Source organism: Nitrosospira sp. Nsp2, assembly GCF_003050965.1.
GTDB lineage: Bacteria > Pseudomonadota > Gammaproteobacteria > Burkholderiales > Nitrosomonadaceae > Nitrosospira.
Map to the genome: position 1 here is coordinate 204,941 of NZ_QAOU01000001.1, position 22,260 is coordinate 227,200.

23 protein-coding genes are annotated in these 22,260 nt (G+C 52.7%); 14 read left to right on the plus strand and 9 right to left on the minus strand.

Going from position 1 to position 22,260, the window contains the following annotated elements; genetic code table 11:
• Positions 1-283: 283 nt before the first annotated feature.
• From C8R31_RS00895 to C8R31_RS00915, 5 genes are all read right to left on the minus strand, one after another.
• Positions 284-1,444 (minus strand): zinc-dependent alcohol dehydrogenase, encoded by a 1,161-nt coding sequence (locus C8R31_RS00895; RefSeq protein ID WP_107692206.1) that lies wholly within the window; start codon positions 1,442-1,444, stop codon positions 284-286.
• 64 nt (positions 1,445-1,508) lie between these two features.
• A complete protein-coding gene (locus C8R31_RS00900; protein ID WP_107692207.1) occupies positions 1,509-1,943 on the minus strand; it encodes a hypothetical protein in 435 nt (144 codons plus the stop codon).
• A 167-nt stretch (positions 1,944-2,110) separates the two neighbouring features.
• Positions 2,111-2,899 carry an inositol monophosphatase family protein gene (locus C8R31_RS00905; protein ID WP_146164519.1) on the minus strand — a complete coding sequence of 263 codons (789 nt, stop codon included), beginning with the start codon at positions 2,897-2,899 and terminating at the stop codon, positions 2,111-2,113.
• A gap of 113 nt (positions 2,900-3,012) precedes the next feature.
• Positions 3,013-3,546, minus strand: a complete 534-nt coding sequence (locus C8R31_RS00910) for a DUF421 domain-containing protein (protein ID WP_107692209.1) — start codon at positions 3,544-3,546, stop codon at positions 3,013-3,015.
• Between the two features lie 421 nt (positions 3,547-3,967).
• Positions 3,968-4,477, minus strand: coding sequence for a hypothetical protein (locus C8R31_RS00915; protein ID WP_107692210.1), 510 nt, complete (start codon positions 4,475-4,477; stop codon positions 3,968-3,970).
• A gap of 97 nt (positions 4,478-4,574) precedes the next feature.
• Here C8R31_RS00915 and C8R31_RS00920 point away from each other — a divergent pair, with 97 nt between their 5' ends.
• From C8R31_RS00920 to C8R31_RS00935, 4 genes are all read left to right on the plus strand, one after another.
• Complete coding sequence (locus tag C8R31_RS00920) at positions 4,575-5,855, plus strand: SDR family oxidoreductase (protein ID WP_107692211.1); 1,281 nt, start codon at positions 4,575-4,577, stop codon at positions 5,853-5,855.
• Complete coding sequence (locus C8R31_RS00925; RefSeq protein WP_107692212.1) at positions 5,855-6,319, plus strand: DUF2269 domain-containing protein; 465 nt, start codon at positions 5,855-5,857, stop codon at positions 6,317-6,319. The genes C8R31_RS00920 and C8R31_RS00925 overlap by 1 nt, the downstream gene beginning before the upstream one ends.
• A 53-nt stretch (positions 6,320-6,372) precedes the next feature.
• Positions 6,373-6,963, plus strand: coding sequence for an isochorismatase family cysteine hydrolase (locus C8R31_RS00930; protein WP_107692213.1), 591 nt, complete (start codon positions 6,373-6,375; stop codon positions 6,961-6,963).
• Positions 6,964-7,139: 176 nt separating this feature from the next.
• Positions 7,140-8,303 (plus strand): fatty acid desaturase, encoded by a 1,164-nt coding sequence (locus C8R31_RS00935; RefSeq protein ID WP_107692214.1) that lies wholly within the window; start codon positions 7,140-7,142, stop codon positions 8,301-8,303.
• A 147-nt stretch (positions 8,304-8,450) separates the two neighbouring features.
• Here C8R31_RS00935 and rpmG read toward each other — a convergent pair whose 3' ends face one another.
• The 3 genes from rpmG to radC are packed head-to-tail and all read right to left on the minus strand — an operon-like array spanning position 8,451 to position 9,623.
• Positions 8,451-8,606 carry a 50S ribosomal protein L33 gene (rpmG, locus tag C8R31_RS00940; protein WP_107692215.1) on the minus strand — a complete coding sequence of 52 codons (156 nt, stop codon included), beginning with the start codon at positions 8,604-8,606 and terminating at the stop codon, positions 8,451-8,453.
• A 38-nt stretch (positions 8,607-8,644) separates the two neighbouring features.
• On the minus strand, positions 8,645-8,890 hold the full coding sequence (gene rpmB / locus C8R31_RS00945) for a 50S ribosomal protein L28 (RefSeq protein WP_107692216.1): 246 nt from the start codon (positions 8,888-8,890) through the stop codon (positions 8,645-8,647).
• 58 nt (positions 8,891-8,948) lie between these two features.
• A complete protein-coding gene (gene radC / locus C8R31_RS00950; RefSeq protein WP_107692217.1) occupies positions 8,949-9,623 on the minus strand; it encodes a DNA repair protein RadC in 675 nt (224 codons plus the stop codon).
• 112 nt (positions 9,624-9,735) lie between these two features.
• Between radC and coaBC the strand changes: the two genes are divergently transcribed.
• The 3 genes from coaBC to C8R31_RS00965 are packed head-to-tail and all read left to right on the plus strand — an operon-like array spanning position 9,736 to position 11,829.
• Entirely contained in the window at positions 9,736-10,935 is a 1,200-nt protein-coding gene (coaBC, locus tag C8R31_RS00955; RefSeq protein ID WP_107692218.1) for a bifunctional phosphopantothenoylcysteine decarboxylase/phosphopantothenate--cysteine ligase CoaBC, read from the plus strand.
• Positions 10,936-10,942: 7 nt separating this feature from the next.
• Entirely contained in the window at positions 10,943-11,395 is a 453-nt protein-coding gene (gene dut, locus C8R31_RS00960) for a dUTP diphosphatase (protein ID WP_107692219.1), read from the plus strand.
• Entirely contained in the window at positions 11,395-11,829 is a 435-nt protein-coding gene (locus C8R31_RS00965) for a DUF192 domain-containing protein (RefSeq protein WP_107692220.1), read from the plus strand. Before dut ends, C8R31_RS00965 begins: the two co-directional genes overlap by 1 nt.
• Positions 11,830-11,842: 13 nt before the next feature.
• On the opposite strand, the gene ffh is transcribed toward C8R31_RS00965, so the two are convergent.
• Entirely contained in the window at positions 11,843-13,192 is a 1,350-nt protein-coding gene (gene ffh, locus C8R31_RS00970; protein WP_107692221.1) for a signal recognition particle protein, read from the minus strand.
• A 65-nt stretch (positions 13,193-13,257) separates the two neighbouring features.
• On the opposite strand from ffh, the gene C8R31_RS00975 reads away from it, so the two are divergent.
• The 7 genes from C8R31_RS00975 to C8R31_RS01005 all read left to right on the plus strand — a co-directional run bounded on the left by C8R31_RS00975 (position 13,258) and on the right by C8R31_RS01005 (position 22,097).
• On the plus strand, positions 13,258-14,085 hold the full coding sequence (locus C8R31_RS00975; protein ID WP_107692222.1) for an inner membrane protein YpjD: 828 nt from the start codon (positions 13,258-13,260) through the stop codon (positions 14,083-14,085).
• Positions 14,086-14,485: 400 nt separating this feature from the next.
• Positions 14,486-15,772: an HlyC/CorC family transporter gene (locus C8R31_RS00980; protein WP_107692223.1), complete on the plus strand. Its 1,287-nt coding sequence runs from the start codon at positions 14,486-14,488 to the stop codon at positions 15,770-15,772.
• Between the two features lie 157 nt (positions 15,773-15,929).
• A complete protein-coding gene (locus tag C8R31_RS00985) occupies positions 15,930-16,790 on the plus strand; it encodes an A24 family peptidase (protein ID WP_107692224.1) in 861 nt (286 codons plus the stop codon).
• A 2-nt stretch (positions 16,791-16,792) separates the two neighbouring features.
• Positions 16,793-17,398 carry a dephospho-CoA kinase gene (coaE, locus tag C8R31_RS00990; RefSeq protein WP_107692225.1) on the plus strand — a complete coding sequence of 202 codons (606 nt, stop codon included), beginning with the start codon at positions 16,793-16,795 and terminating at the stop codon, positions 17,396-17,398.
• Positions 17,399-17,508: 110 nt separating this feature from the next.
• Positions 17,509-18,264: a cell division protein ZapD gene (zapD, locus tag C8R31_RS00995; RefSeq protein ID WP_107692226.1), complete on the plus strand. Its 756-nt coding sequence runs from the start codon at positions 17,509-17,511 to the stop codon at positions 18,262-18,264.
• 438 nt (positions 18,265-18,702) lie between these two features.
• On the plus strand, positions 18,703-19,896 hold the full coding sequence (locus C8R31_RS01000; protein WP_146164520.1) for a hypothetical protein: 1,194 nt from the start codon (positions 18,703-18,705) through the stop codon (positions 19,894-19,896).
• 35 nt (positions 19,897-19,931) lie between these two features.
• Complete coding sequence (locus C8R31_RS01005) at positions 19,932-22,097, plus strand: hypothetical protein (protein ID WP_146164521.1); 2,166 nt, start codon at positions 19,932-19,934, stop codon at positions 22,095-22,097.
• The last annotated feature ends 163 nt before the right edge of the window (positions 22,098-22,260 follow it).

The window sequence follows — 22,260 nt, forward strand, 5'->3', positions numbered from 1 at the left end:
CCGGAGCTCGCACTGTGCGATAACGTACATTTACGCCCGTTTTAGCCGGCACAGTTTTGACTAGCCAGGGGGGATCTGATGGCGATCTTATTCAACCAGGAAAATATATGACGTATCAATGGCGGACGGTAACTCGGCGGGGAGACACGGTAGCGGGCCTAAACGGCAGAAGGGGTGAGGGGGCTCCCGGGTGGTACTGAACCTCCCCCGGGAGCAATGCCTAAAATCCGAACAGTACTGTCCGCTCGTCGACAAGCACGCATCAAAGCATATTTGCGAAGCTCTAGGGTGTCAGCACGATCTTGCGGCAGTCATCCTCTTTTTTGTCGAACATGCGATAGCCGGTTGCGGCTTCAGCGAGTCGCATGCGGTGGCTGATGATGGCGTCCGGATGTAACTCGCCGTCTTCTATATGCTTCAGCAGTGCGGGTAGGAAACGCTGCACATGGGTCTGTCCCAATTTGAATACCAACCCCTTCTCAAAGGCATCGCCAAAAAGAAAGCCGTGTATGAAACCGGCATAAACCCCCGGCACGCTGACAGTGCCGCCGCGGCACACGGCTGCGATGCATTGACGAAGCGCCTTGCCACTGCTGCCTTCAAGTTTCAGGTTTGTCATCACAGTTTCCAGCGCGCTCCCCTTGGCTTCGAATCCCACCGCATCGATAGCGGCATCGACGCCCCTGCCGGCCGTATTGTCGATAATGACTTCAGCCGCATCGACCTCGTCGAAATTGATTGGGAAGACGTTATATGTTTTACGCGCAAACTCAAGCCGGTACGGATGGTGGTCGACCATAAAGATTTGTTCCGCCCCCAGCATTCGCGCGCACGCGGCCGTCATCAGACCAACGGGACCGGCGCCGAAGATTGCTACGCTCGATCCCGGCCCGACATCGGCATTCACTACCGCTTGATACCCGGTGGGCAGGATGTCGCTCAAGAACAGCACACGCTCGTCAGCAAGCGTATCGCCAACCTTGATGGGCCCTATGTTTGCCTTCGGAACTCGTACATATTCGGCCTGCCCTCCAGGTACGCCTCCATAAAGATGGGTGTAGCCAAAAAGAGCCGCACCGGGACGCACGCTCTTCTTATTGAGGATTGCGCCACGGTGTGGATTGGTGGTTTCGCAAGCGGCAAATAATTGCCGGTCACAGAAGAAACACGCTCCGCAGGCGATCACAAACGGTACCACTACCCGGTCGCCCTTTTGTAGCGCTGACACGTCGGATCCGGTATCAACCACGACTCCCATAAATTCATGGCCCAGGATGTCGCCATCCTTGAGTTCCGGAATTTTGCCCCGGTACAGATGCAGGTCTGACCCGCAGATCGCCGTGGCGGTAATCCGGAGAATGATATCGTCCCGTTCCTGTAGTATCGGATCAGGAACGGTATCTACCCGAACGTCATGAGCTCCATGATAGGTTAGCGCGCGCATGTGGCTCTTCCTTTGATTTTTTTCATCACCAGAGAATCGGTAAGAAGTCAGCTGAGGCGGTTTCCTACCGTGGCAACGGCGTTCCCGGCGGGATCCTGGCAGCTTCTTCCGGGCTCAATCTGCCGTCGCGATCGATGTCGGCAGCTTCTCTATTCGTCCGGTTCAATTTATCCCTTACCGGATCGCTTCCGGGCGTTGAACCGTAACCACCCAGCCCAGGCGGAGGTTGACCTATCCTTGACCCCCCCGTCGACTGCTGGGGAAGAGTGTCCGTATGTCCGCCCGGCGTGGGTTGGCCAATAATGGAACCGCCTGGCGCCTGAGGCGGCTGCCCGATAACGGAACTACCTTGGCCCGGCCGGGACGGCACCCCCGTGGTACCGCCTGTGCCGGGCGTGACTTGCGCCTGACTTGCCCCGTTAATACCCAGAAAAACGAGCGCTAGCGCGACCGTTAACGCGCCAACTGGAAATGCGGGAGATATCGGATGGAAATTCATGACGCTCTCCTAACGAGGTTTAGCGACGATAGGAAATGCTACCTTTACCGTTTTATGCATTCGGTGCGGCATCGCACTTACCGAATCTGATCCAAGCAAAATTACCGAAGCACGTTGCCGTGCTCTGCCGTTGACGCAATGGATGCGCTGTGGAGCGGTAGACGGCGTCAAGAGACCGCTAACGCATCAATGACCGCATCAAGGAGAGGCTTATTTGCCGCGGCGATTATCCGCTCACCCGAATTCAAGCCGAGCGGATCGCCTTGCCAATCCGCTATCCATCCGCCAGCGCCGCGGATCACCGGGACCAGGGGCAGATAGTCGCAAGGTCCGAGCCCGGATTCCACCACGAGATCGCAATGTCCCGAGGCGAGCAAGCCGTAGGCATAACAATCGCACCCATGCTGAGCGACGGCCGTGCGTTGACACAGTGCATTAATCAAGGGACGTTCAGAAGAAGGAGTCAAATGCGGTGTTGACACATACAGTCGCGCCTCTTCGATGGAATGGCAACGACCTGCCTTGACTACGCGAACCTGGTCACCGCCAGTGAATTTCGTGAGTTTCCCATCCCCTATCCATCGTTCTTTCAACGCTGGTAGATCAATCAGTCCGATAATGGGCTCATGATGAAAGAGCAAACCGACGAGGATGCCGAAGAGAGGATTTCCCATGGCAAAACTCAGGGTGCCATCTAGGGGGTCGACCACCCAGCTGTAATCGCTGGCCGGCATGCCGCCGTATTCCTCGCCAATAATCCCATGGCGGGGATATCGTTCACGGATCAGTCGGCGGAGCGTACTCTCGATTTCAAAATCCGCTGCTGTCACAGGGCTCTGGTCGGGCTTGCAGGAAATTTCCAGAGAGGTGCGGAAATACCGAAGTGCGATTTGGCCGCCAACATCAGCCAGGTATTGAGCGAACTCTAATGCTTGTTCGTGATCGACACTGTTCATTGCTTCGCTGAACGGATTCGCACTGGTTGAGAATGAGGTAACGCCGGAGCCGTTATTGCAGAGCCAGGGAAGCCACGGGAGCACGAGGGCGGAGACAACATCTCAGGAAACTGCTAGACGGGGCTTTTACCCGGGGATCGGCGCGAGGATTGTTCCGGTTCTTTCCCGTCACGGCGCAATACGCTGATTTCACCGTTATCTTCAAGATAAGCTATTCTTATTTCGGCGAAATTTTCAACGCCATGTTCGCGCAGCTTCGATTCCAGTTCCGAGGCAGTAATCAACTCCTGCCGCATGGCTTTGCGTTGCAGCTTGCCGTCGCGTATGAGAGCCAGCGGAGGCGGTTCGACTAGGTTGCGGATTGAAGGGAAGTGAAAACTGGCCCAGTCAAGAACGTAGTTCCATCCTGCAATGGTGGCGATAAGAAGGCAGCCATCCGTGATGGAGTCATAGCTTCCGGACATGCCATTGCTTGCCGCATCGGCGATGAGGACTACGAGCATGACGTCGGCGATGCCGATGGCCCCGATGTCACGCCGAAGCACGAATCTGAACAGCAGAAATATGAACCAGTAGATAACTGTTCCCCTGATCACCATCTCGGCTGGATTTACTGAAAAGCCAAAAAGATGTGACCAGTCGATCATGCTTCAGGCAGGATGGAAGTCGGCGTTAAAATTTGCGAGATGAACCCATAGGATCTTCGCAATGATGAATGGGGAAGGAGGCACCGGTGCGAACAAGATTTTATGCCAGATGAGACCAAAAGCGGCGCAGCAAAATATTTAGATGTGACGTTTGCAACGCAAAATTAGCTAATAACGTTGCCACGTGCTACTCCAAATTATGGCGTAATCGTAATAGCCGGGTCAGAGTCTTTCAGTGCGTTAACGCACATTCGGCGGTTTTAAATTTGAGTAGAGTGGAAGGCCTCGCGCTCTGCGAACATATCAAATATATATCGGGTATCCGGCGCATTGGATGATCGCAGCCTAAGTCGGGCTCGGGCCGAAGCTAAAGCCTCTCAGTGACATTCGGAGGAATAGTCACCGGGTGAAACAATGGAAATTACGGCTTCCGATTGGGCATGCCCTCGGATTTTGGATAACGCTTCAGTAAAGCCGTAGCCGCCAAGCCGAGGGCGAACGTTCCGTACACGATAAGTAGCGAGCGCTTAGACAGGCGGTGCTCAAATCCAGGTGTCAGCCGTTGCGGGGTCAAATGAAAATCAACGGTGTAGGCGGCGGCTGCTATCACGGCCGCAGGCGCCAGCACGGCGGCAGTGTTCTCAGCAACCGATAAGCGCTGGCGCAGTCTCTCGTACCAGAGCGCCCAAAAGACGGATGCGGCGTGGTGTATCAAATAGCCGACGATGGTATAGCGAAGGCTAAAACGGTTCTGATAGGGTGCGTGTCGCCCCCAGACCCACTGGCTTGGGCCATTGACAGGAGCTGCCGATCTGTCCAGTTCGGCTTTACCCAGCATCGAAAGCGAGATCGTTGACGCAACGCTGGCAACGGTACCGGAAACAAGACTGTTTTGAAATGCTTCTCTCAAGCTTTTCACAGGATTTTTCATGATAAAAAATATAGCTTATTTTTGTCTCGCAGTCACTCCGCGGCAAAAATTCGTGCCTGTATTCTACTGTAGTCAGTCAAGTTCCACCTATCCATAAATGGCCACGGTATTGATTACAGGCGCAACGGGTTTTATCGGCAGCCACTTGGTCGAGGCGCTGGTTGATGCGGGGCATGAAGTCAAATGCGCGGTAAGAGAATGCCCAGCTCAAGGAAAGTGCAGTAGGCTAGCGTGTGTTCCGGTTGATTACACGCGCGATTTCGAACCGGATGTCTGGCAAAGGCGGCTTGCGGGTATCGACGTGACTATAAATGCGGTCGGGATATTGCGCGAACACGGAGCGCAGACTTTCGAGGCGCTTCACGACCGTGCTCCACGAGCGCTTTTTGCAGCCAGCGCCGCCGCCGGCGTCAAGGTCGTGCAGATTTCCGCGTTGGGAGCGGATGAGCGAGCAAGCAGTCGATATCATCTCAGCAAAAAGGCTGCGGATGATGCCTTGCTGGCGTCGTCGAAGAAGGCGGTGGTGGTACAGCCGTCACTTGTGTATGGGCCGGGTGGGACCAGCGCCAGGGTATTCAATATGATGGCAAGCTTGCCTTTGATTCCGTTGCCGGGCGCCGGTGATCAGGCAATTCAGCCGATTCACATCGACGATCTAATCCGAGCGGTGGTACGGTTGGTGGAAACAGAGCGATATCTGGGGCAGCGCGTCCCGCTTGTTGGTCCCGAACCCGTTACGCTGCAGCGCTATCTGGATGAATTGCGCCACTCCATGGGGTTGGGCCCGGGCAAATTTATGCATATCCCTGCCGCTCTCGTCGATATTACAGCGCAAATTGGCCAGTGGTCCGGGAAAGGGATGCTTGACCTCGATACATGGAGGATGCTTCAGCGGGGAAACACGGCTGATCCCGGCGCGACCAGGGATCTTCTGGGTCGAGACCCCAGGCCGGTGAGCGAATTCACGTCCCGCTGGAGCGCAAGGGAATCACGGATGTCAGCGCTGATGGAGTGGCTCGAACTCGTGCTGCGGGTGTCCCTCGCGGCGGTTTGGCTTCTCGCCGGCGTCGTGTCGATGGGCGTTTACCCGGTCGAAGACAGCTATGCGATGCTCGCGCGAGTAGGAATCACGGGCAGCAGCCTCGCGCCCATAGCTCTTTATGGCGCCGCCGCTCTGGATTTTGCATTCGGCTTGGGAACGCTGTTTTTACGTCGTCGAAAATTTCTGTGGATAGCGCAGGCGACGCTCATCGGTCTCTATACCATTACCATAACGTTTTATCTCCCCGAGTTCTGGCTGCATCCCTTCGGACCTTTGATAAAAAATCTGCCTATCCTGGCCGCAATCCTGGTGTTGTACGAGTTGGAGAAGCGGTAATGGAATACATCACCGCAAAATGGCTGCATATTCTCTCTTCAACCTTACTCTTCGGCACGGGTATAGGCACAGCCTACTATATGATTTGCGCGACTCTGACAAGGAGTCCCCCGATCGTGGCAGCGGTGGGGAAAAACGTAGTGACCGCAGACTGGCTGTTTACCGCAACCACGATCGTTATTCAGCCCCTTACCGGGTTTTATCTCATCTACCTCGCCGGTATCCCTCTCACGGCCCGCTGGATCTCCTGGTCGATAGGCCTGTACCTGTTAGCCGCGGCCTGCTGGCTCCCCGTCGTTTGGTTGCAAATAAAAATGCAGCGGCTGGCGGCCGAGGCCCGCGATAGCAACACCCATTTGCCCGCGTCGTATTGGCGGTATTTCCGGCTCTGGATTGCACTCGGCATTCCGGCATTTTTTGCGCTGGTTGTCGTGTTTTATCTAATGGTGGCCAAGCCGGTATGAACCCCCTCAATACGTTTGCGGTTACCTAAAACAACAAGGAACGTGATCTGGCAATGAATGACGAATGCGTGCTCCACGAATGTGCTGTTGCGCTCCTCCTTATTGATGTCATCAACGATCTGGAATTCGAGGACGGAGACAAGCTATCCGCCGCTGCTGTGCCTGCTGCGGGGAATATTGCGCGGCTGAAGCTTGAAGCAAAAATCAACGGCGTGCCCTGTGTGTATGTGAATGACAATTTTGGGCAGTGGCAGTCCGATTTCAAGCATCTCATTTCCAGTTGCGTGAGAGATGGCGTACGCGGTGCTCCGATAGCCAAGCAACTTGTTCCACAACGGGACGATTATTTCGTTCTCAAGCCCAGGCACTCGGGTTTTTTTCAGACTCCACTGGATCTCTTACTGCGGGATCTGCATGCTCGGAAATTAATTCTTTGCGGCCTCACTACCGATTCGTGCGTTTTGTTCACCGCGAATGACGCGTATTTGCGTGGTTTTGAAATTCTCGTCCCGTCGGATTGCAGCGCCGCGATGACCAACAGCCGACATACGACCGCGCTTGGGCAAATGCGAAGAACGTTGAAGGCTGCGACCATCGAATCGACCCGTATTGACTTCAAGAAATTATTGAACCAACACAAGTAGATGCGGTCTTTGATACTGGACAGTTCATTCCACGGTTTTCCCGGACGTTTTACCCGCTAGAGGTCGTAATTCCCCGGAAAAACGAGCAATAGTATTTCTTGACTATTCGCTCATTTTTCTTTACATTCCCGTATGGTTTTCCTTCGGTAATTTATTCAAAAAAGGTTTGTAAATACATGACTTTAGGTCTGATCGACTTACCCTGGTGGGGCTACGTTCTGGTTATCCTGGGTCTTACCCACATAACAATCGCCGGCATCACGATATATTTACACCGCCATCAGGCTCACCGTTCACTGGAATTGCATCCTTTGCCCAGCCATTTTTTCCGTTTCTGGCTGTGGCTTACCACGGGTATGGTGACCAAGGAGTGGACGGCGATACATCGCAAGCACCACGCCAAGTGCGAAACTGTGGATGATCCTCACAGCCCGCAGGTTGTTGGTATCAGGAAGGTCCTTAGAGAAGGGTCGGAACTATACCGGGCGGAAGCCAAGAACAAGGAAACGCTGGAAAGATATGGTCACGGCACCCCGGACGACTGGCTGGAGCGGAATCTCTACTACAAGCACAGTCGTAAAGGCGTCGCGCTGATGCTGATCATCAATTTCATCCTGTTCGGCCCCATCGGATTGACGATCTGGGCCATACAGATGGCATGGGCTCCGATTTTTGCAGCCGGTATCATTAACGGCGTAGGCCACTTCTGGGGTTATCGCAATTTTCAGGCAGAAGACGCAAGCCGTAATGTTGTTCCCTGGGGAATTCTCATCGGCGGGGAGGAATTGCACAATAATCATCACGCGTATGCCACCTCCGCCCGTTTGTCCAACAAATGGTACGAGTTTGACATCGGCTGGATGTATATATGCATACTTGAGACGCTGGGGCTGGCTCAAGTCAAGAAGGTCGCACCAAAACTACGGCTCGATGCCGCAAAAACGAAATGCGACCTTGATACACTGCAGGCGGTCATTTCCCATCGCTACGAAGTCCTGGCAAAGTATGCCCAGTTTCTGAAACATACTCTTGCAAAAGAAATCGACCATCTGAAAGAAGCGTCTCTTGACGTCGACCGCTCTACCCTTAAACGCTGGGTGCTTGCCGATTCCAAAACTTTGCAAGAAGAAGAGCGCGTAAAACTGAATCTGGTGCTGAGCAAGACTACGACGCTGGACAAGGTTTATAAAATGCGTGAGGAACTCACGGCAGTATGGCAACGCTCGACCATGTCCAAGGATGAACTGGTGAAGCAGTTAGAGGACTGGTGCCATCGTGCCGAGGAAAGCGGCATCGAAGTTCTGCAAAACTTTTCCCGCAGACTCCGTTGCTACGCATGATCAAGCAAAACAGGCTTAAATAAAAAAACCCGCCACTGGCGGGTTTTTTTCTGGTTGAATACTTTGCCGACTCGTTCGATGGGTTCTCTTGGCTTATCCGGGCTTGTTCATTGGCCGGCCTTATCCCCCTGTCGGTGACGACAGATATTACTTGAGTTTCGTTTCCTTGTACTTGACGTGCTTGCGCACTACCGGATCGAATTTAAGAATCTCGATCTTCTCGGGCGTCGTACGCTTGTTCTTCGTGGTCGTGTAGAAGTGACCTGTTCCCGCGGAAGATTCAAGCTTTATTTTTTCTCGCATATTAATGTGTCCTTATATTTCCCAGCCTAGAAACTGTCTTATTGGTTGGTTACATGCTGTTTCCGCGCCCGCATTTCAGCAAGCACTGCGTCAATGCCATTCTTGTCTATGGTGCGCAGCGCAGCATTAGACAAACGCAGGCTGATCCAGCGCTTCTCGCTCTCAACCCAGAAGCGGCGGTGCTGCAGATTGGGCAGAAAGCGACGCTTGGTCTTGTTGTTCGCATGGGAAACATGGTGACCGGTAACAGGTTTCTTTCCGGTGACTTCGCATACTCGTGCCATGATGGTGCTCCAAAATCCTAAACAAACATTATAACCCGAATTCACGCATTTCCTCAATTCATATCAATCCGCGCTCGGCAAAGGACATGGCCGTTCCTCCGCCCACAATAAAATGGTCCAGCACGTTCACATCCACCAGCGCAAGCGCCTGCTTCAGCGATTGAGTCAGTATCTCGTCTGCCCGGCTTGGCTCCGCTAGTCCAGAGGGATGGTTATGTGCGAAAATTATCGCAGCGGCATTATGATGGAGGGCTCTTTTCACCACCTCGCGCGGGTATACGCTGGTTTGGGTAAGCGTCCCCTTGAATAATTCTTCGGCGGCGATAGTGCGATTCTGCGCGTCGAGAAAAATGCCTACAAAAATCTCGTGCTTTTTGCCCTGAAGAGTGAGACGTAAATAGTCGCGCACCGACTGTGGCGAACTCATGGCGTCGCCGCTTTTCATTTTCTCTTCAAGCGCACGTCGGGCCATTTCCAGAACTGCCTGTAGTTGGGCATATTTTGCCGGCCCCATTCCAGGTACTGCGCAAAAAGCGATTTGATCTGCAGAGAACAACCCGGTCAAGCCATTAAAGCAAGTGAGCAGTTCTCGTGCCAGATCGACTGCGCTTTTTCCGGCAATGCCCGTGCGCAGGAATATCGCGAGAAGTTCCGCATCGGAAAGGTTGGCAGCGCCATTTTTTAGCAGTTTCTCGCGTGGACGTTCAGATTCGGGCCAGTCTGGAATTGCCATGATGTGGAAGTTCGCCAACGCTATTAAGTATTAGCGGCACACCGCGCCGCCACTGCAATGAAACGTCGTTTCTGGGTTAAACTTGAGCTTCTCGGCAAATCGATTCCTGTAAATGACTGATACATCCTTGCCCCGGATCAGGCTGATCCTCGGCCTGACCGGCGGGGTGGCGGCATATAAGGCCGCCGAACTGGCGCGACTTCTCATGCATGACGGGGTGGACGTGCAGGCGGTGATGACCCGTTCGGCGTGCCATTTCGTCGGCACAGCGACCTTGCAGGCATTGACCGGAAAGCCGGTGTTGACCGAGCTCTGGGACGAGCGTTTGCCCAATGGCATGGCGCATATCGATCTCTCGCGCAACGCAGACGCTATTCTGGTTGCCCCCGCAAGCGCGGATTTTATTGCCAAGCTTACGCATGGTCTCGCCGATGATCTGCTCTCAACACTATGTCTCGCGCGCGACTGTCCTTTGCTGATCGCGCCGGCGATGAATAGGCAAATGTGGGAAAACGCCGCGACGCAGCGCAACATCGATATGCTGGAGCGTGACGGATTAACGATACTTGGGCCAGGCAGCGGCCCCCAGGCATGCGGTGAGACCGGTATCGGGCGCATGCTGGAAGCATATGAACTCGCTGAGTCGGTGCGCGCCTTTTTTGAGCCCAGGCTGTTACAGGGTAAGCGGGTACTCGTGACCGCCGGCCCTACGTACGAGGCGATCGACGCAGTCCGGGGAATCATGAATTTAAGCTCCGGCAAGATGGGTTATGCTATCGCGCGTGCGGCACGGGACGCGGGAGCCGAGGTCATTCTCGTTTCCGGGCCGGTGTGCCTGCAGCCCCCTTCAGCTTTAAAGTTCCTCAGCGTGACGAGCGCCGAAGATATGTTGGCGGTTGTCAAAAATGAGATCTCGCTGGCCGACATTTTTGTGAGCGTCGCGGCCGTAGCCGATTATCGCGCTATACGCGTCAGCGGACATAAAATCAAGAAAACGGGTAGCAATATCACTTTGGAGCTTACGCCCAACCAGGACATTCTGGCGTACGCGGCGGGTCTTCCGCACGCGCCTTTTTGCGTGGGATTTGCTGCGGAAACCGAAAATCTGGAGGAGAACGCTGAGGCGAAGCGCCGCAAGAAGAGGTTGCCTCTGCTGGTCGCGAATTTGGCCCAGGAGGCCATCGGGTCCGAGGAATGTGAATTGACCCTCCTGGATGACTCCGGCAGACATTTCTTACCGAAAGCGCCGAAGCTCGTGCAGGCTCGGCGTCTGGTCAAACACATCGCATCAATGCAGAAGAAAAATTCCTGACCGAACCATGTTAAAAAAAGTAAATGTGAAAGTTCTGGACCCGCGGCTCGAAAGACTGCTTCCGACCTACGCGACGCCTGGTTCCGCCGGGCTCGATTTGCGGGCCTGCATTGAGCATGTGATGACCCTTGAACCCGGGGAAGCGAATCTCATCCCCACCGGGATCGCCATGCATCTTGCCGATCCCGGACTCGCCGCGCTCGTGCTTCCGCGTTCCGGTCTAGGCCATAAACATGGGATCGTGATGGGGAATCTGGTCGGCTTGATCGATTCGGATTATCAGGGACAGATACTTGTGTCCTGCTGGAACCGTGGGAAAGTTCCTTTCCTGCTAAACCCGTTGGAGCGGATTGCGCAGCTTGTGATCGTGCCGGTGGTACAGGTTGCTTTCAACGTGGTAAATGATTTCGAGCAAAGTGACCGGGGTTCAAACGGCTTTGGCAGCACCGGCAAGCATTGATGCGGTGCCTTTCAGTCCTTTTAGTCTGTTTTTTGTTCTCGGGGGCGGTCAGCGCCGAGTTGCCACTACGCCAACTCAAGGTTTCAGGCCATGTTCTTTCCGTCGAGGTCGCGAATACCCAAGCTGCGCGTGCGCGTGGATTGATGTTTCGTCAATCGCTGCATGAAGGCAGCGGGATGCTGTTTGTATTTCCACAGGCTGGACAGCATAGTATGTGGATGATGAATACGGATATTCCGTTGAGTGTCGCCTTTCTGGATGAAAAGGGGGTGATTCTCAACATCGCGGACATGATGCCTCGCACGGCAACGGTACATCGTTCCGCAGGCGTGGCAAAGTACGCGCTTGAAACGAATCTCGGCTGGTTCGGAACCAGAAATATCGCGGCCGGCGCGAAGGTGGCAGGCCTTGAGAAAGCACCCCCAGCGGAGTGATCCGGGATGGCTTTTACCGCATTCCCGGCAGCATTCCCTTCAATCCTCGAAGCATTTTAGTCATCCCGCCCTTGCTCATCATTTTCATCATCTTCTGCGCTTGCTCGAATTGCGCCAGTAAGCGGTTGACTTCCTGCACGGAGACACCCGCCCCTGTGGCGATGCGGCGTTTCCGCGATGCTTTCAGAATTTCGGGTTTAGCGCGTTCCTGAGGCGTCATGGAATTGATAATAGCCTCGGTTCGACCCATCACCTTGTCGTCGATTTTCACATTCTGGGCGGCCTGGCTCAGTTGCGCCGGCAGTTTATCCATGACGGCGCCCATGCCGCCCATGTTTCTCATCTGTTGAAACTGCATTTTGAAATCGTTCAGATCGAAGCTTTTGCCCGATTTCATCTTTTTTGCAAGTTTTTCCGCCTCATGCTGATCCACGCCGCGCTGCGCTTCCTCGATCAAACCCAGCACGTCCCCCATGCCGAGAATGCGCGACGCCATGCGATCGGGGTGGAATGGCTCGAGGCCTGTCAATTTTTCCGCAACGCCGGCGAATTTGATCGGTTTACCGGTAACGTGCAGCACCGACAGTGCCGCGCCGCCCCTGGCGTCGCCGTCGAGTTTGGTAAGAATCACTCCCGTCAGCGGCAGCGCCTCGGCAAACGCGCGGGCAGTATTCACCGCGTCCTGCCCCTGCATCGCATCCACGACGAACAACGTTTCGATTGGGTGCAAAAGCGTTTCCAGCTCACGGATCTCTTGCATCATCGCCTCATCGATGGCCAGTCGTCCCGCTGTGTCAACGATCATTACGTCATGGAAATGCGTACGTGCAAAGTTCAACGCGGCCGCCGCAATTTCTTTTGGCTGTTGCCCTTTTTGGATGGGGAAGAAATCCGCGCCGGTTTGTTGGGCAAGCAACTCCAGTTGCTGAATAGCCGCAGGGCGATAGGTGTCGCAGGAAACGAGTATTACCTTTTTCTTTTTCTGTTCCATCAACCACTTTGCAAGCTTGCCGCTGCTGGTCGTTTTTCCCGCGCCCTGCAGCCCAGCCATAAGGATGACCGCTGGGGGCACCGTCGACAGGTTAATGTCAGCCCTTTCCCCCCCCATAAGGGTGATCAGTTCCTGATGGACGACACCCACGAGAGCCTGACCGGGTGTAAGGCTGCCAACCACATCCTTGCCCACAGCCTTTTCCCTGACCTTCGCGATGAAGTCCTTGACTACCGGCAATGCGACATCGGCCTCCAGCAGTGCCATACGCACTTCACGCAACGCGTCCTGGATATTGTCTTCCGTTAGCCGCGCTTCGCCCCTGAGCGTCTTGATAACCCCGGAGAGCCGGTTGGTAAGATTGTCGAACATGCAAAATGCCTCTCTAGAAAAATTCGTGTAGACTAAACGGACTCCTGCTTTAGCCCGCAATATCAATGTCCGGTATTCTAGCGTATCTCGCCGCCTTCCTGCTGTACGCACTGATCGGGTGGCACTTTTGGCGCACTCGATGGCACGCCCCCGCGAAATTGGCGGGTGGCGAAGCCATAAGTGCCGGATGGGACCGTTATGTCATTCTCGTGCCCTTGGCGCTGCACGGCTATACCCTTTATGACTCCATATTTGCTGGTGCCGGATTAAATTTTGGCGTCGGTAGCGCGGTTTCTTCCATTGTATGGCTTACCGCCGTGATTTACTGGGCGTCAGGTTTTTTCTATCGCCTGGAAGGGTTGCAAACCCTGGTCGCGCCAGTGGCAGCAATTGCGGTACTGCTTCCCCTCGTGTTTCCCTCCCTGCGACCACTGGCAAATACGGAACTCCCGGCCTTCAAGGCGCACATCTCGATCGCGATGCTGGCGTACAGCCTTCTCACCATTGCCGCGCTTCATGCCCTCCTCATGGCAGCGGTGGAACACCGCCTGCATCACCCGGCAATGCCGTCCGTAATGACCAATCTGCCCCCTCTTTTGACAATGGAAACGCTACTGTTCCGCATCATCTGGGTGGGATTCATACTGCTGACGCTGACACTCATCAGCGGGATCGTATTTTCGGAGGAGGTATTCGGTCAGCCGCTCAAATTTACCCACAAGACGTTATTCGGCATCATTTCCTGGTGTGTATTCGCTGCCCTATTGGCGGGTCGCCAATTTTATGGCTGGCGCGGACGTATTGCCATCCGTTGGACCCTTGCCGGGTTTATTATCCTGTTGCTCGCCTATCTGGGTAGCAAATTCGTGCTGGAAGTGATTTTGCGGCGCTAAGTGCTAACCAATCTCCGGATTTATCCATGTGGGTGAAAACGGTAAAATTGGGACGATCGTGAGAAACACGACGAAGGGTCCGTGCTCTGCCCCGTGCGAAGGAGAAACATATGACTCCGCGGTGCCATCGCAAATGAAAGATATGGAGCTACCCGAGTGGTCTGCTTCGTCAGCTCTGCGGCCAAAGCGAACAGGGGAAAACAACGGCGCCTTCCCGGCAGATTTCAAGAAAGCCGGGCGAGGGCGGTGCGGGAACGCCGCGATGGGCGCTCCCGCTGCAAGACCGTACGTATCTCCGCGAGCCACCGCTCCGCCGGGCGATGCGGCGGCGCGGCAATGCGTCGATCCGGTAACCTGTATCTTGTTCTCTCCCTTTCTATTTGCATAAAGGCGTTTCCCCTTGGAAGAGTTGCCGCTGTATGTACTGCTGACAGTACTGGCTGTCCTATTGATTCTTTCAGCATTTTTTTCCCTTTCCGAGACCAGTATGATGGCCCTCAACCGATACCGGTTGAAGCATCTTGCGAAAGAAGGACACCGCGGCGCCCGTTTGACCAGCCGGCTGTTGGAGAATACTGACCGGCTTCTCGGCGTCATACTGCTTGGCAACAATCTGTTGAACGCGGCCTCCGCTACACTGGTCGCGGTTATTGTCTCCGTGCTCTTCGGCCACAGCGATCTGGCGCTTCTATTGGGTACGGTAGCTGTCACCTTCGCCATTCTTGTGTTTAGCGAAATTACGCCCAAGGTGATCGCAGCTGCCTATCCTGATCGCATTGCGCTGGCGTCAAGCTACGTGCTGACACCGTTGCTGAAGCTTTTTTATCCGGTAGTCTGGTTTATCAACCTGTTCGTCAAGTTATTGCTCACCATTTTGCGCTTAAAGCCGCAGGCTGAGGATGCGACGCAAAAGATCAGCATGGAAGAACTCAAGACCATGGTGCTGGAAGCGGGGCACTTCATCCGCAAGAAACACCAGAGCATGTTGCTGAACCTGTTCGATCTGGAAACGATCACGGTCGATGACGTAATGGTGCCGCGTGGCCAGATCGAGGCGATAGATCTCAATGCTGATGATGTAACCATCCAGAACCAGCTGTTAACGTGTTATCACACACGCTTGCCGGTATATCGGGGGACGCTGGACAACGTGGTGGGCATCATTCATGCGCGCAAGGTGCTCAACCAGATGAGAAGTGGCGACATCACCGCGGCGACGCTAGGCAAAATCACGCGTGAGCCCTACTTTGTTCCCTCCGGAACGCCGCTGTTTTCACAGTTGCAATTATTCCAGGAAAACCGCGAGCGGGTGGGGCTCATCGTTGACGAGTACGGCGAGTGGATGGGATTGGTAACCCTCGACGACATCGTTGAAGAAATTATTGGAGAATTTACCACGCATTCGCCATCGCATGCCGCATTCCTGAAGCAGGAAAACGGCAGCATAATTGTGGAAGGCAGCAGCCTGCTTCGAGATCTCAATCGCAAGCTTGGCCTCAACTTGCCTCTGGGTGGGCCAAAGACGCTCAACGGCCTTATTCTCGAATACTTCCAGGACATACCCGAGGCCGGCACTAGCCTTAAAATCGCCGGTTATCCGGTGGAGATCGTTCAGACTCAGGATCGAGTGGTCAAGGTCGTGCGAATTTTCCCGGGGGTACCACCAGGCCCTGTGCACGGAGGTTAATAGCTCATCCGTGTTCCAATGCGCAAGGGAAGGGAGCCTGTGGGTGGATCCCCCGCGAAATCCTTCATGAGCAATCGGACTTGCGCCCAGGCGCAAGCGTACCAAGTGTCGAGGCTCCTCTGCTGCTAAACTCCTGAGGTTGGCTATAGGTTCGTTAATGTCCCTGATAGAAGGCTTGCAAAGCTCTGAGATTTTTTTTGTTTCGTTTTGTACCATCTTTGGCTTGATGGTCGGCAGCTTTTTGAATGTGGTTATCTACCGCTTGCCCAAGATGCTGGAACGGAACTGGCGGCGGGGGTGTGCTGAGTTCCGGGGGGAGCCGGTAGAGGCGCTGCCTCCTTATAACATCGTCATCCCCCGTTCCTCCTGCCCTCATTGCGGTCACCGGATAGGCGCACTCGAAAATATCCCGCTTGCAAGTTACGCGATTTTAAGGGGCCGGTGTTCTCGGTGCGGTGTGCCTATTTCCGCGCGCTATCCGGTTGTGGAACTATTGACCGGCTTTCTCAGCGCCTTCATCGCCTGGCATTTTGGTTTCGGATTTGCTGCTTGCGCCGCTTTGGTTTTTACGTGGGCAATGATCACGTTGGCGTTTATCGATATGGATACCCAACTGTTGCCCGATGTCATCACCTCGCCTCTGTTATGGTGCGGGCTACTGGTTAATCTGAGTAACGGCTTTACCGACATCCACTCTGCAGTCGTAGGCGCCATTGCGGGTTACCTTTCGTTATGGCTGGTATACCACGGCTATAGATTCATAGCCCGAAGGGAAGGTATGGGGTATGGCGATTTCAACCTGCTCGCTGTGATAGGCGCATGGTTTGGGTGGCAAATGCTGCCGCTGGTGATTTTGTTTTCCTCAGTGACAGGAGTTATCGTCGGTTTGGGCCTGATCCTGGTTGCAAGACATGGGTACCACACTCCCATCGCGTTTGGGCCATTTCTTGCAGGTGGGGCTATGGTGGCGCTGTTCTGGGGTAACGAAATTAATCACGTCTATTTCAGCTGGATTTAGCGATGTCCTTAGTGGTTGGACTCACAGGCGGCATTGGCAGTGGTAAGACGACCGCGGCCACGCGTTTTGCGGCGCTGGGTGCGGGCGTTGTGGATACGGATGCGATCTCGCATCAGCTTACCCAGCCGGGGGGCGCCGCGATTTCGATGATTCGGCAGGCTTTCTCCGAAAATTTCCTCACTCCCGAAGGAGGGCTGAACCGCAAAGAGATGCGCGACCTGGTATTTCGCGATAGCAACTCGCGGCGCAAGCTCGAAGCCATCCTGCATCCTCTCATTCGAACTGAGGTGGCCCGCTGCGTGGGGCTGCTCTCTACCCCCTACACGATCATCGTCGTGCCGCTCTTGCTTGAGACCGGGAGTTACCGGGGGATGATTCGACGCGTGCTTGTGGTGGATTGCAGTGAATGCGCTCAAATTGCCCGCGCCACCAGTCGCCCCGGAATGGACGATAAGACCGTGCGCACCATCATGGCCACACAGCTTTCGCGCGAGGAACGGTTGGCACAGGCGGACGAAGTAATCGTCAACGATACGGACCTGTTGCATCTGGAGCGGCAGGTCGACGCAGTGCATTGGAAATATATCGCTTTGGCCGCCGGCTGCTGAATTCCTGCGCTCGCGTCCGTTTATCGCACGGCAATTTGGTTGTAAAATAATGTTTTATCGGGCAATATCGGATATCCTTCCCTGTTTTACCCCGTTGCTGGCCCGCAATCGTGATCTGTTACGAACATCCTCTCAATGAGCGCATCCGCACGTTGCTGCGGCTTGAGGACCTGTTTGACAAAGTGTCCTTCTTTTCAGACCAAGACGACACTTTTGAGCATCACTCCGCGCTTGTCACGCTGTTTGAAATTCTGGATGTAACCAGTCGCGCAGATATGAAATCGGATATCTTGCAGGAATTGGAGCGCCAGAAACACTCGTTGGAGGTGCTTCGCCGGAGTCCGGATGTCGCGGAGGGCGTATTAAACCAGGTAATGGATAACATCCAGGCGGCCTCTCAAAGCATGCTCAACATGCCCGGCAAGATTGGGGAGCACATGCGCGACAACGAGTGGTTGATGAGCATCAAGCAGCGTGTCGGCATACCGGGGGGCGCATGCGAATTCGACCTTCCGTCCTATCATTACTGGCTACATCAGGACCCGGCAGCGCGTCGCGCCGATCTCAACGAATGGCTTACCCCATTGCTGCCGCTGGAAAACGGCTTCAGTATTGTATTGCATCTGTTGCGAAACAGCGGTAAAACGTCTCGCCACACCGCTCGCAAGGGCGTGTTTCAACAGATGGGATCAGGCCGCGTGGCTCATATGCTGTGCCTGAAAGTGGATGAGAGTTTGCCGTGCGTGCCGGAAATCAGCGCCAACAAGTATGCACTCAATATTCGGTTCGTCATTTCGGGCGCGAAACAGAAAACCAAAATATATGAAGAAGATGTGGCGTTCGAGCTGACGTTCTGTAATCTTTAATAAGCCTTGTCGCGGACTCATAGCAATTAACGCACTACATTCTTTGATTCATTTTGGCAACTAGATCTTAGCTGACCAATTTCCAATGTTCAGGTAGATTTGAAGGTTTATTCCTCCCGTTCACTTTAGATAAACCATGGAATAAGCTGATATCCCTGCCACCTCTGAACAGTGCACTCCTATCCCTTTACCGCGTAAGGTTTACAGGAGGCGATTTCTAAAAGCATAAACAAGCCCCTTTTTAACTTTTATCACCCTTATGTGCCTTCATAAGCTCTGGTATTGCAGTTTTGCAAACTTATCGAGCTGATCACTAGCTAATCGGTTGGCTGCAATTTCAGTCGGAATTGAGCCTCTACGCATACCCTTCGCAACAAACCATCTTTTAATATACGAGACGACTGCCCTTTTGTATTTGTTTAACCGGTTAATTAATAAATGTCCAAAAAAAATCAAGGAGGTCTGCTGCAAAGGTTGCGAGGGGGCCCAGACAATCCAGATGCTGTCCGAGTAGCTTTAAAAACGTTACGACTTGAGGTACCTCCGGAACAACTAGGCATATTGGTTGCCGCTTTGCGACGAACTAAACCTCGATTTATGCATAAATACGGTGCCATGGGTAAGCAACGATTTGCTGATTTATGCTGGGAAAGACCCTTAATCCCATTGGCTCTGAAAGACGAGTTAGCGTTTGCTGCTGCATGGTTATGCCCCTATTCGCAAGGCATCAACTTGTTTCTAAGAAAGGCTGACCTCTTACAGACATATTTTTTAAAAGGAGAGTTAGAAACAGCGGCGGCTGGCGTTCGTTCAGTCATTGAGACGATGGGTTGGAGCTTTTGGGCGACAGAGCTTGAATTTGGGTTGTTGCAATTATTATATGGGGACGACGTACGAAAAACACACAGCCAACGCCTCAGAGAAAGTGCGCGGCCTCGACTTGCATCACTTGTGGCGCAAGTAATTAATGATCGGAACGACTCTTTAATTTCGCTTGAAAGCTTTGTATCTAAATGTAATGACATTTTTCCTCGCCTCGGTCTAGAAAAGACGACCGAAGAATACCTTTCATACCGCGCCTCAGGTCGTATTTCAGATTTGCCAGAAAGCATGGCTAACATTCTTGCTACCGATATATTTAACAGCTTGCCAGATTACTATGAATCGTTCGTGGATGCTTGTGCGTCTGTCGCAATTTATTCGAAGGAAAGAGCAACTCGTAGTGCAGCTTTAGATGCCACTGATCAATTATGCAAAGCTGGCTTTTCTGATCATAGGTTGGCAAAGATACGCACTATGCTTGGCTCGGTAGACGTTAACAGCTATGAGCAAGGTGAAGGAGAGTCAGTCCAACACTTGAATAAACTTAAAGTTCTCCTTTTGGGAGGCGATGTAGAGCTTTCCGCAGAATTTATGGATGAGTATGCGAGCGGCACTACCCTATCCAGCATAGCCTCAGACATCCGCGCCATTTCAACCTCAAGTTTAAAAGCTGAAAATGAGATAACTAGGCTTACAAAGTTAGGTGCAACCTTCGGGGTTTTAGTTTTGGCGTCGCCGTCGCCGATTTTGGGGCCAATCAATATGCAGATCTATTTTCGGGTCACCTCATATCCCCCTGGATCAGTCTAATATCGGAAAAAATAGAGATTAGGGAAATGCTATGGATGCGCGCGGAAACATTGGTGCCACTTCTAAAGAAGTTGGCAGCCAATCAACTTCTGTCCGCTACAGACGTTGTGATTACAAATACGATATCCGCCGTTATTGCTAACCAAAATCCCGATGACTTATCGCTCCTACCCCCATTATTTCAGGCGTGGCTCGGACGTGAGCTTGCTATCGCAGGCCGCTTTTCCGAGGCCAAACGTGTTGCCACATTACTCCAAGCAAGCAATGGTGATACAAGACGACATGCTATAAAAATACTAATGCGAGTTGCGACTGACGAAACTGAGTTTGAGGTTGCCCTTGCCTTGGCGGCCAACGCCATTATCGATAATGAGAAACTAGCTGTAGTGTTACCACTAGAATATCTTCTGAAAACAAGAAAATGGAAGGATTTTGCTGAAATTGATCCGATTAAGGTTGGGTGGCTCTCACACTATGCGTTTTTATTTACTGGAGACCACAAGATCGGCTTTATCTGTCGGATGGCCTGCCGGAAATTTTACGGTAACGGTCAAAAAGCAAAGCTCGTGGATATTTGGAACGAGCTGACGGAAGCCAGGAAACGCGAAATTACGGCGTTTCTACGCGACGTTTGGATCGATGACAACCTCACAATGTTGGACTTGGATTCCACTCAGGCCGTGAGAAATGAGCGCTTACTCACCCTCCAACTACTCTTGCAGCTAGATGAAGGTTCTGAACAGGCGTACGCGGATGAGATCAAGAATTTGACATTTCAGGAAACATTATGGAAAGGATTACAACACATCAACGAACTCCGCATATTTGTAAATGAGTCCGCGATATTACGTTGGGCTGAAAAGGAGCTTGCGCAAGATTTTGAAAGGCTCGAGCGTTCCGAATTATCTCAGGGAGCACCAATAGTTGCTGATTCGTTGTTACGAGGCTATTTGCTCGAGCCCGGGGCCGAGGACTTCTTAAAAGCTCTTTCCAGAGAGCCTTTAAGTGAAGCGAATGCGCTATTGGTTGGGCTTGTTGAGAGGCTAATGCAGCGTTTCCTGACTGACCCAACTGCCGGGCTTAATTGTTATCTCAGCTCAAGAATTAGACATGGTTCGCTTAAAGGCACGATTCTTAGCCCTTTAGAGCAAGGTGGTTTAATTGGACATTCTGGAACGCAAGTTATTTCAAACTATTTGCCCGCGTTAGAGTTACCTGCCCTTCGCTCCGAAATCGAACTTGCAATCAACCGATTTAATCAAAGGGTAAACGCCACACTTGATGAACTCATTACCCATAGAATACAAATCCGCAATGCAGAACATCCACAGGGCGCGATTTATGTGTCAACCGACATTAAATTCGTTGCCCCCTTACTTGCGGAGCTGGCGAAGGCAGCGACATTTCAACAATTCGTAACTACATGTTTTCAATTTTACTGGTTTGGGCTCCGAGAATCACTACTGCATCTATCGAGGGATATACGTGAAGAAGTAAAAAATTCTTTGCAGATGGAAGTTGACTTGTTGATCATGGCAGTCAACGCTTGTGGTGAGGCGGGAGTTTCACTCGTCAGTACACTTCGCACACTTGCTACGGCTACCAAGTCACAATGTGATATAGCTGCTGATTGGTTTCTTCTTGAAAAGAATTATGATCAGCAAACATATAATCTTCATGAGGCGATAGAGATTGCTGTAACAGCAACAAGGAACGTATATCGTCGATTCTCCGCGTTTGTGAATTTTACAAATGAACTTGAGATAGTTCTTCCATTGACAGCTTATGGCTTATCAGTAATTGTCGATTGTTTATATATTGTTCTTGAGAACGCGTGGAAACATTCGGGTTTAGGGGCGACCAATTATGAAGTAAAAATTTCGGCGTCATTTGATGAAAAGAACAATGTTTTGCTCCTAAATATATCTAGCCCCCTGAGCATTGACGTTCGTGAACAACTAAGAGATCACCGCAAGTTAGAAACATTAAGAGATCGCTTCCTACAAAAAAAATTTCCGATCGAATTGTTGACTACCGAAGGGGGATCTGGAATGGCTAAGCTAGCTAGCATGACACGTTTGGTAGATACATCAGCATATCCTACACCATTTGACTTTGGTATCGAATCTGAGAATCAGTGGGGTGTGAAGATATGCATTCAGCTTTATCCTCGAGGGGGGGCATATGATGCGTATGAATAACCCGAGGCTCTTGCTGGTTGAGGATGATGATCACAAACTGCAAGCGGTGCAGGGTTTGGTAAGAGACCAATTTCGAGATGCCAATATTACGGTTTCGCGCTCTCTTTCGTCCGCGGTCAATACACTCTCGATTCGCAATTTCGACTTCGCATTAATTGATATG

Excerpts from the sequence above, each read along its gene's own strand:
- C8R31_RS01000 (WP_146164520.1), top strand. The coding sequence starts at position 18,703 with ATGTCCAAAAAAAATCAAGGAGGTCTGCTGCAAAGGTTGCGAGGGGGC.
- C8R31_RS00905 (WP_146164519.1), bottom strand. The coding sequence starts at position 2,899 with ATGAACAGTGTCGATCACGAACAAGCATTAGAGTTCGCTCAATACCTG.
- coaBC (WP_107692218.1), top strand. The coding sequence starts at position 9,736 with ATGACTGATACATCCTTGCCCCGGATCAGGCTGATCCTCGGCCTGACC.
- radC (WP_107692217.1), bottom strand. The coding sequence starts at position 9,623 with ATGGCAATTCCAGACTGGCCCGAATCTGAACGTCCACGCGAGAAACTG.
- C8R31_RS00925 (WP_107692212.1), top strand. The coding sequence starts at position 5,855 with ATGGAATACATCACCGCAAAATGGCTGCATATTCTCTCTTCAACCTTA.
- C8R31_RS00910 (WP_107692209.1), bottom strand. The coding sequence starts at position 3,546 with ATGATCGACTGGTCACATCTTTTTGGCTTTTCAGTAAATCCAGCCGAG.
- C8R31_RS00965 (WP_107692220.1), top strand. The coding sequence starts at position 11,395 with ATGCGGTGCCTTTCAGTCCTTTTAGTCTGTTTTTTGTTCTCGGGGGCG.
- C8R31_RS01005 (WP_146164521.1), top strand. The coding sequence starts at position 19,932 with ATGCGCGCGGAAACATTGGTGCCACTTCTAAAGAAGTTGGCAGCCAAT.
- dut (WP_107692219.1), top strand. The coding sequence starts at position 10,943 with ATGTTAAAAAAAGTAAATGTGAAAGTTCTGGACCCGCGGCTCGAAAGA.
- C8R31_RS00895 (WP_107692206.1), bottom strand. The coding sequence starts at position 1,444 with ATGCGCGCGCTAACCTATCATGGAGCTCATGACGTTCGGGTAGATACC.
- C8R31_RS00915 (WP_107692210.1), bottom strand. The coding sequence starts at position 4,477 with ATGAAAAATCCTGTGAAAAGCTTGAGAGAAGCATTTCAAAACAGTCTT.
- rpmG (WP_107692215.1), bottom strand. The coding sequence starts at position 8,606 with ATGCGAGAAAAAATAAAGCTTGAATCTTCCGCGGGAACAGGTCACTTC.
- C8R31_RS00985 (WP_107692224.1), top strand. The coding sequence starts at position 15,930 with ATGTCCCTGATAGAAGGCTTGCAAAGCTCTGAGATTTTTTTTGTTTCG.
- C8R31_RS00935 (WP_107692214.1), top strand. The coding sequence starts at position 7,140 with ATGACTTTAGGTCTGATCGACTTACCCTGGTGGGGCTACGTTCTGGTT.
- C8R31_RS00900 (WP_107692207.1), bottom strand. The coding sequence starts at position 1,943 with ATGAATTTCCATCCGATATCTCCCGCATTTCCAGTTGGCGCGTTAACG.
- C8R31_RS00930 (WP_107692213.1), top strand. The coding sequence starts at position 6,373 with ATGAATGACGAATGCGTGCTCCACGAATGTGCTGTTGCGCTCCTCCTT.
- ffh (WP_107692221.1), bottom strand. The coding sequence starts at position 13,192 with ATGTTCGACAATCTTACCAACCGGCTCTCCGGGGTTATCAAGACGCTC.
- C8R31_RS00975 (WP_107692222.1), top strand. The coding sequence starts at position 13,258 with ATGTCCGGTATTCTAGCGTATCTCGCCGCCTTCCTGCTGTACGCACTG.
- rpmB (WP_107692216.1), bottom strand. The coding sequence starts at position 8,890 with ATGGCACGAGTATGCGAAGTCACCGGAAAGAAACCTGTTACCGGTCAC.
- C8R31_RS00920 (WP_107692211.1), top strand. The coding sequence starts at position 4,575 with ATGGCCACGGTATTGATTACAGGCGCAACGGGTTTTATCGGCAGCCAC.
- coaE (WP_107692225.1), top strand. The coding sequence starts at position 16,793 with ATGTCCTTAGTGGTTGGACTCACAGGCGGCATTGGCAGTGGTAAGACG.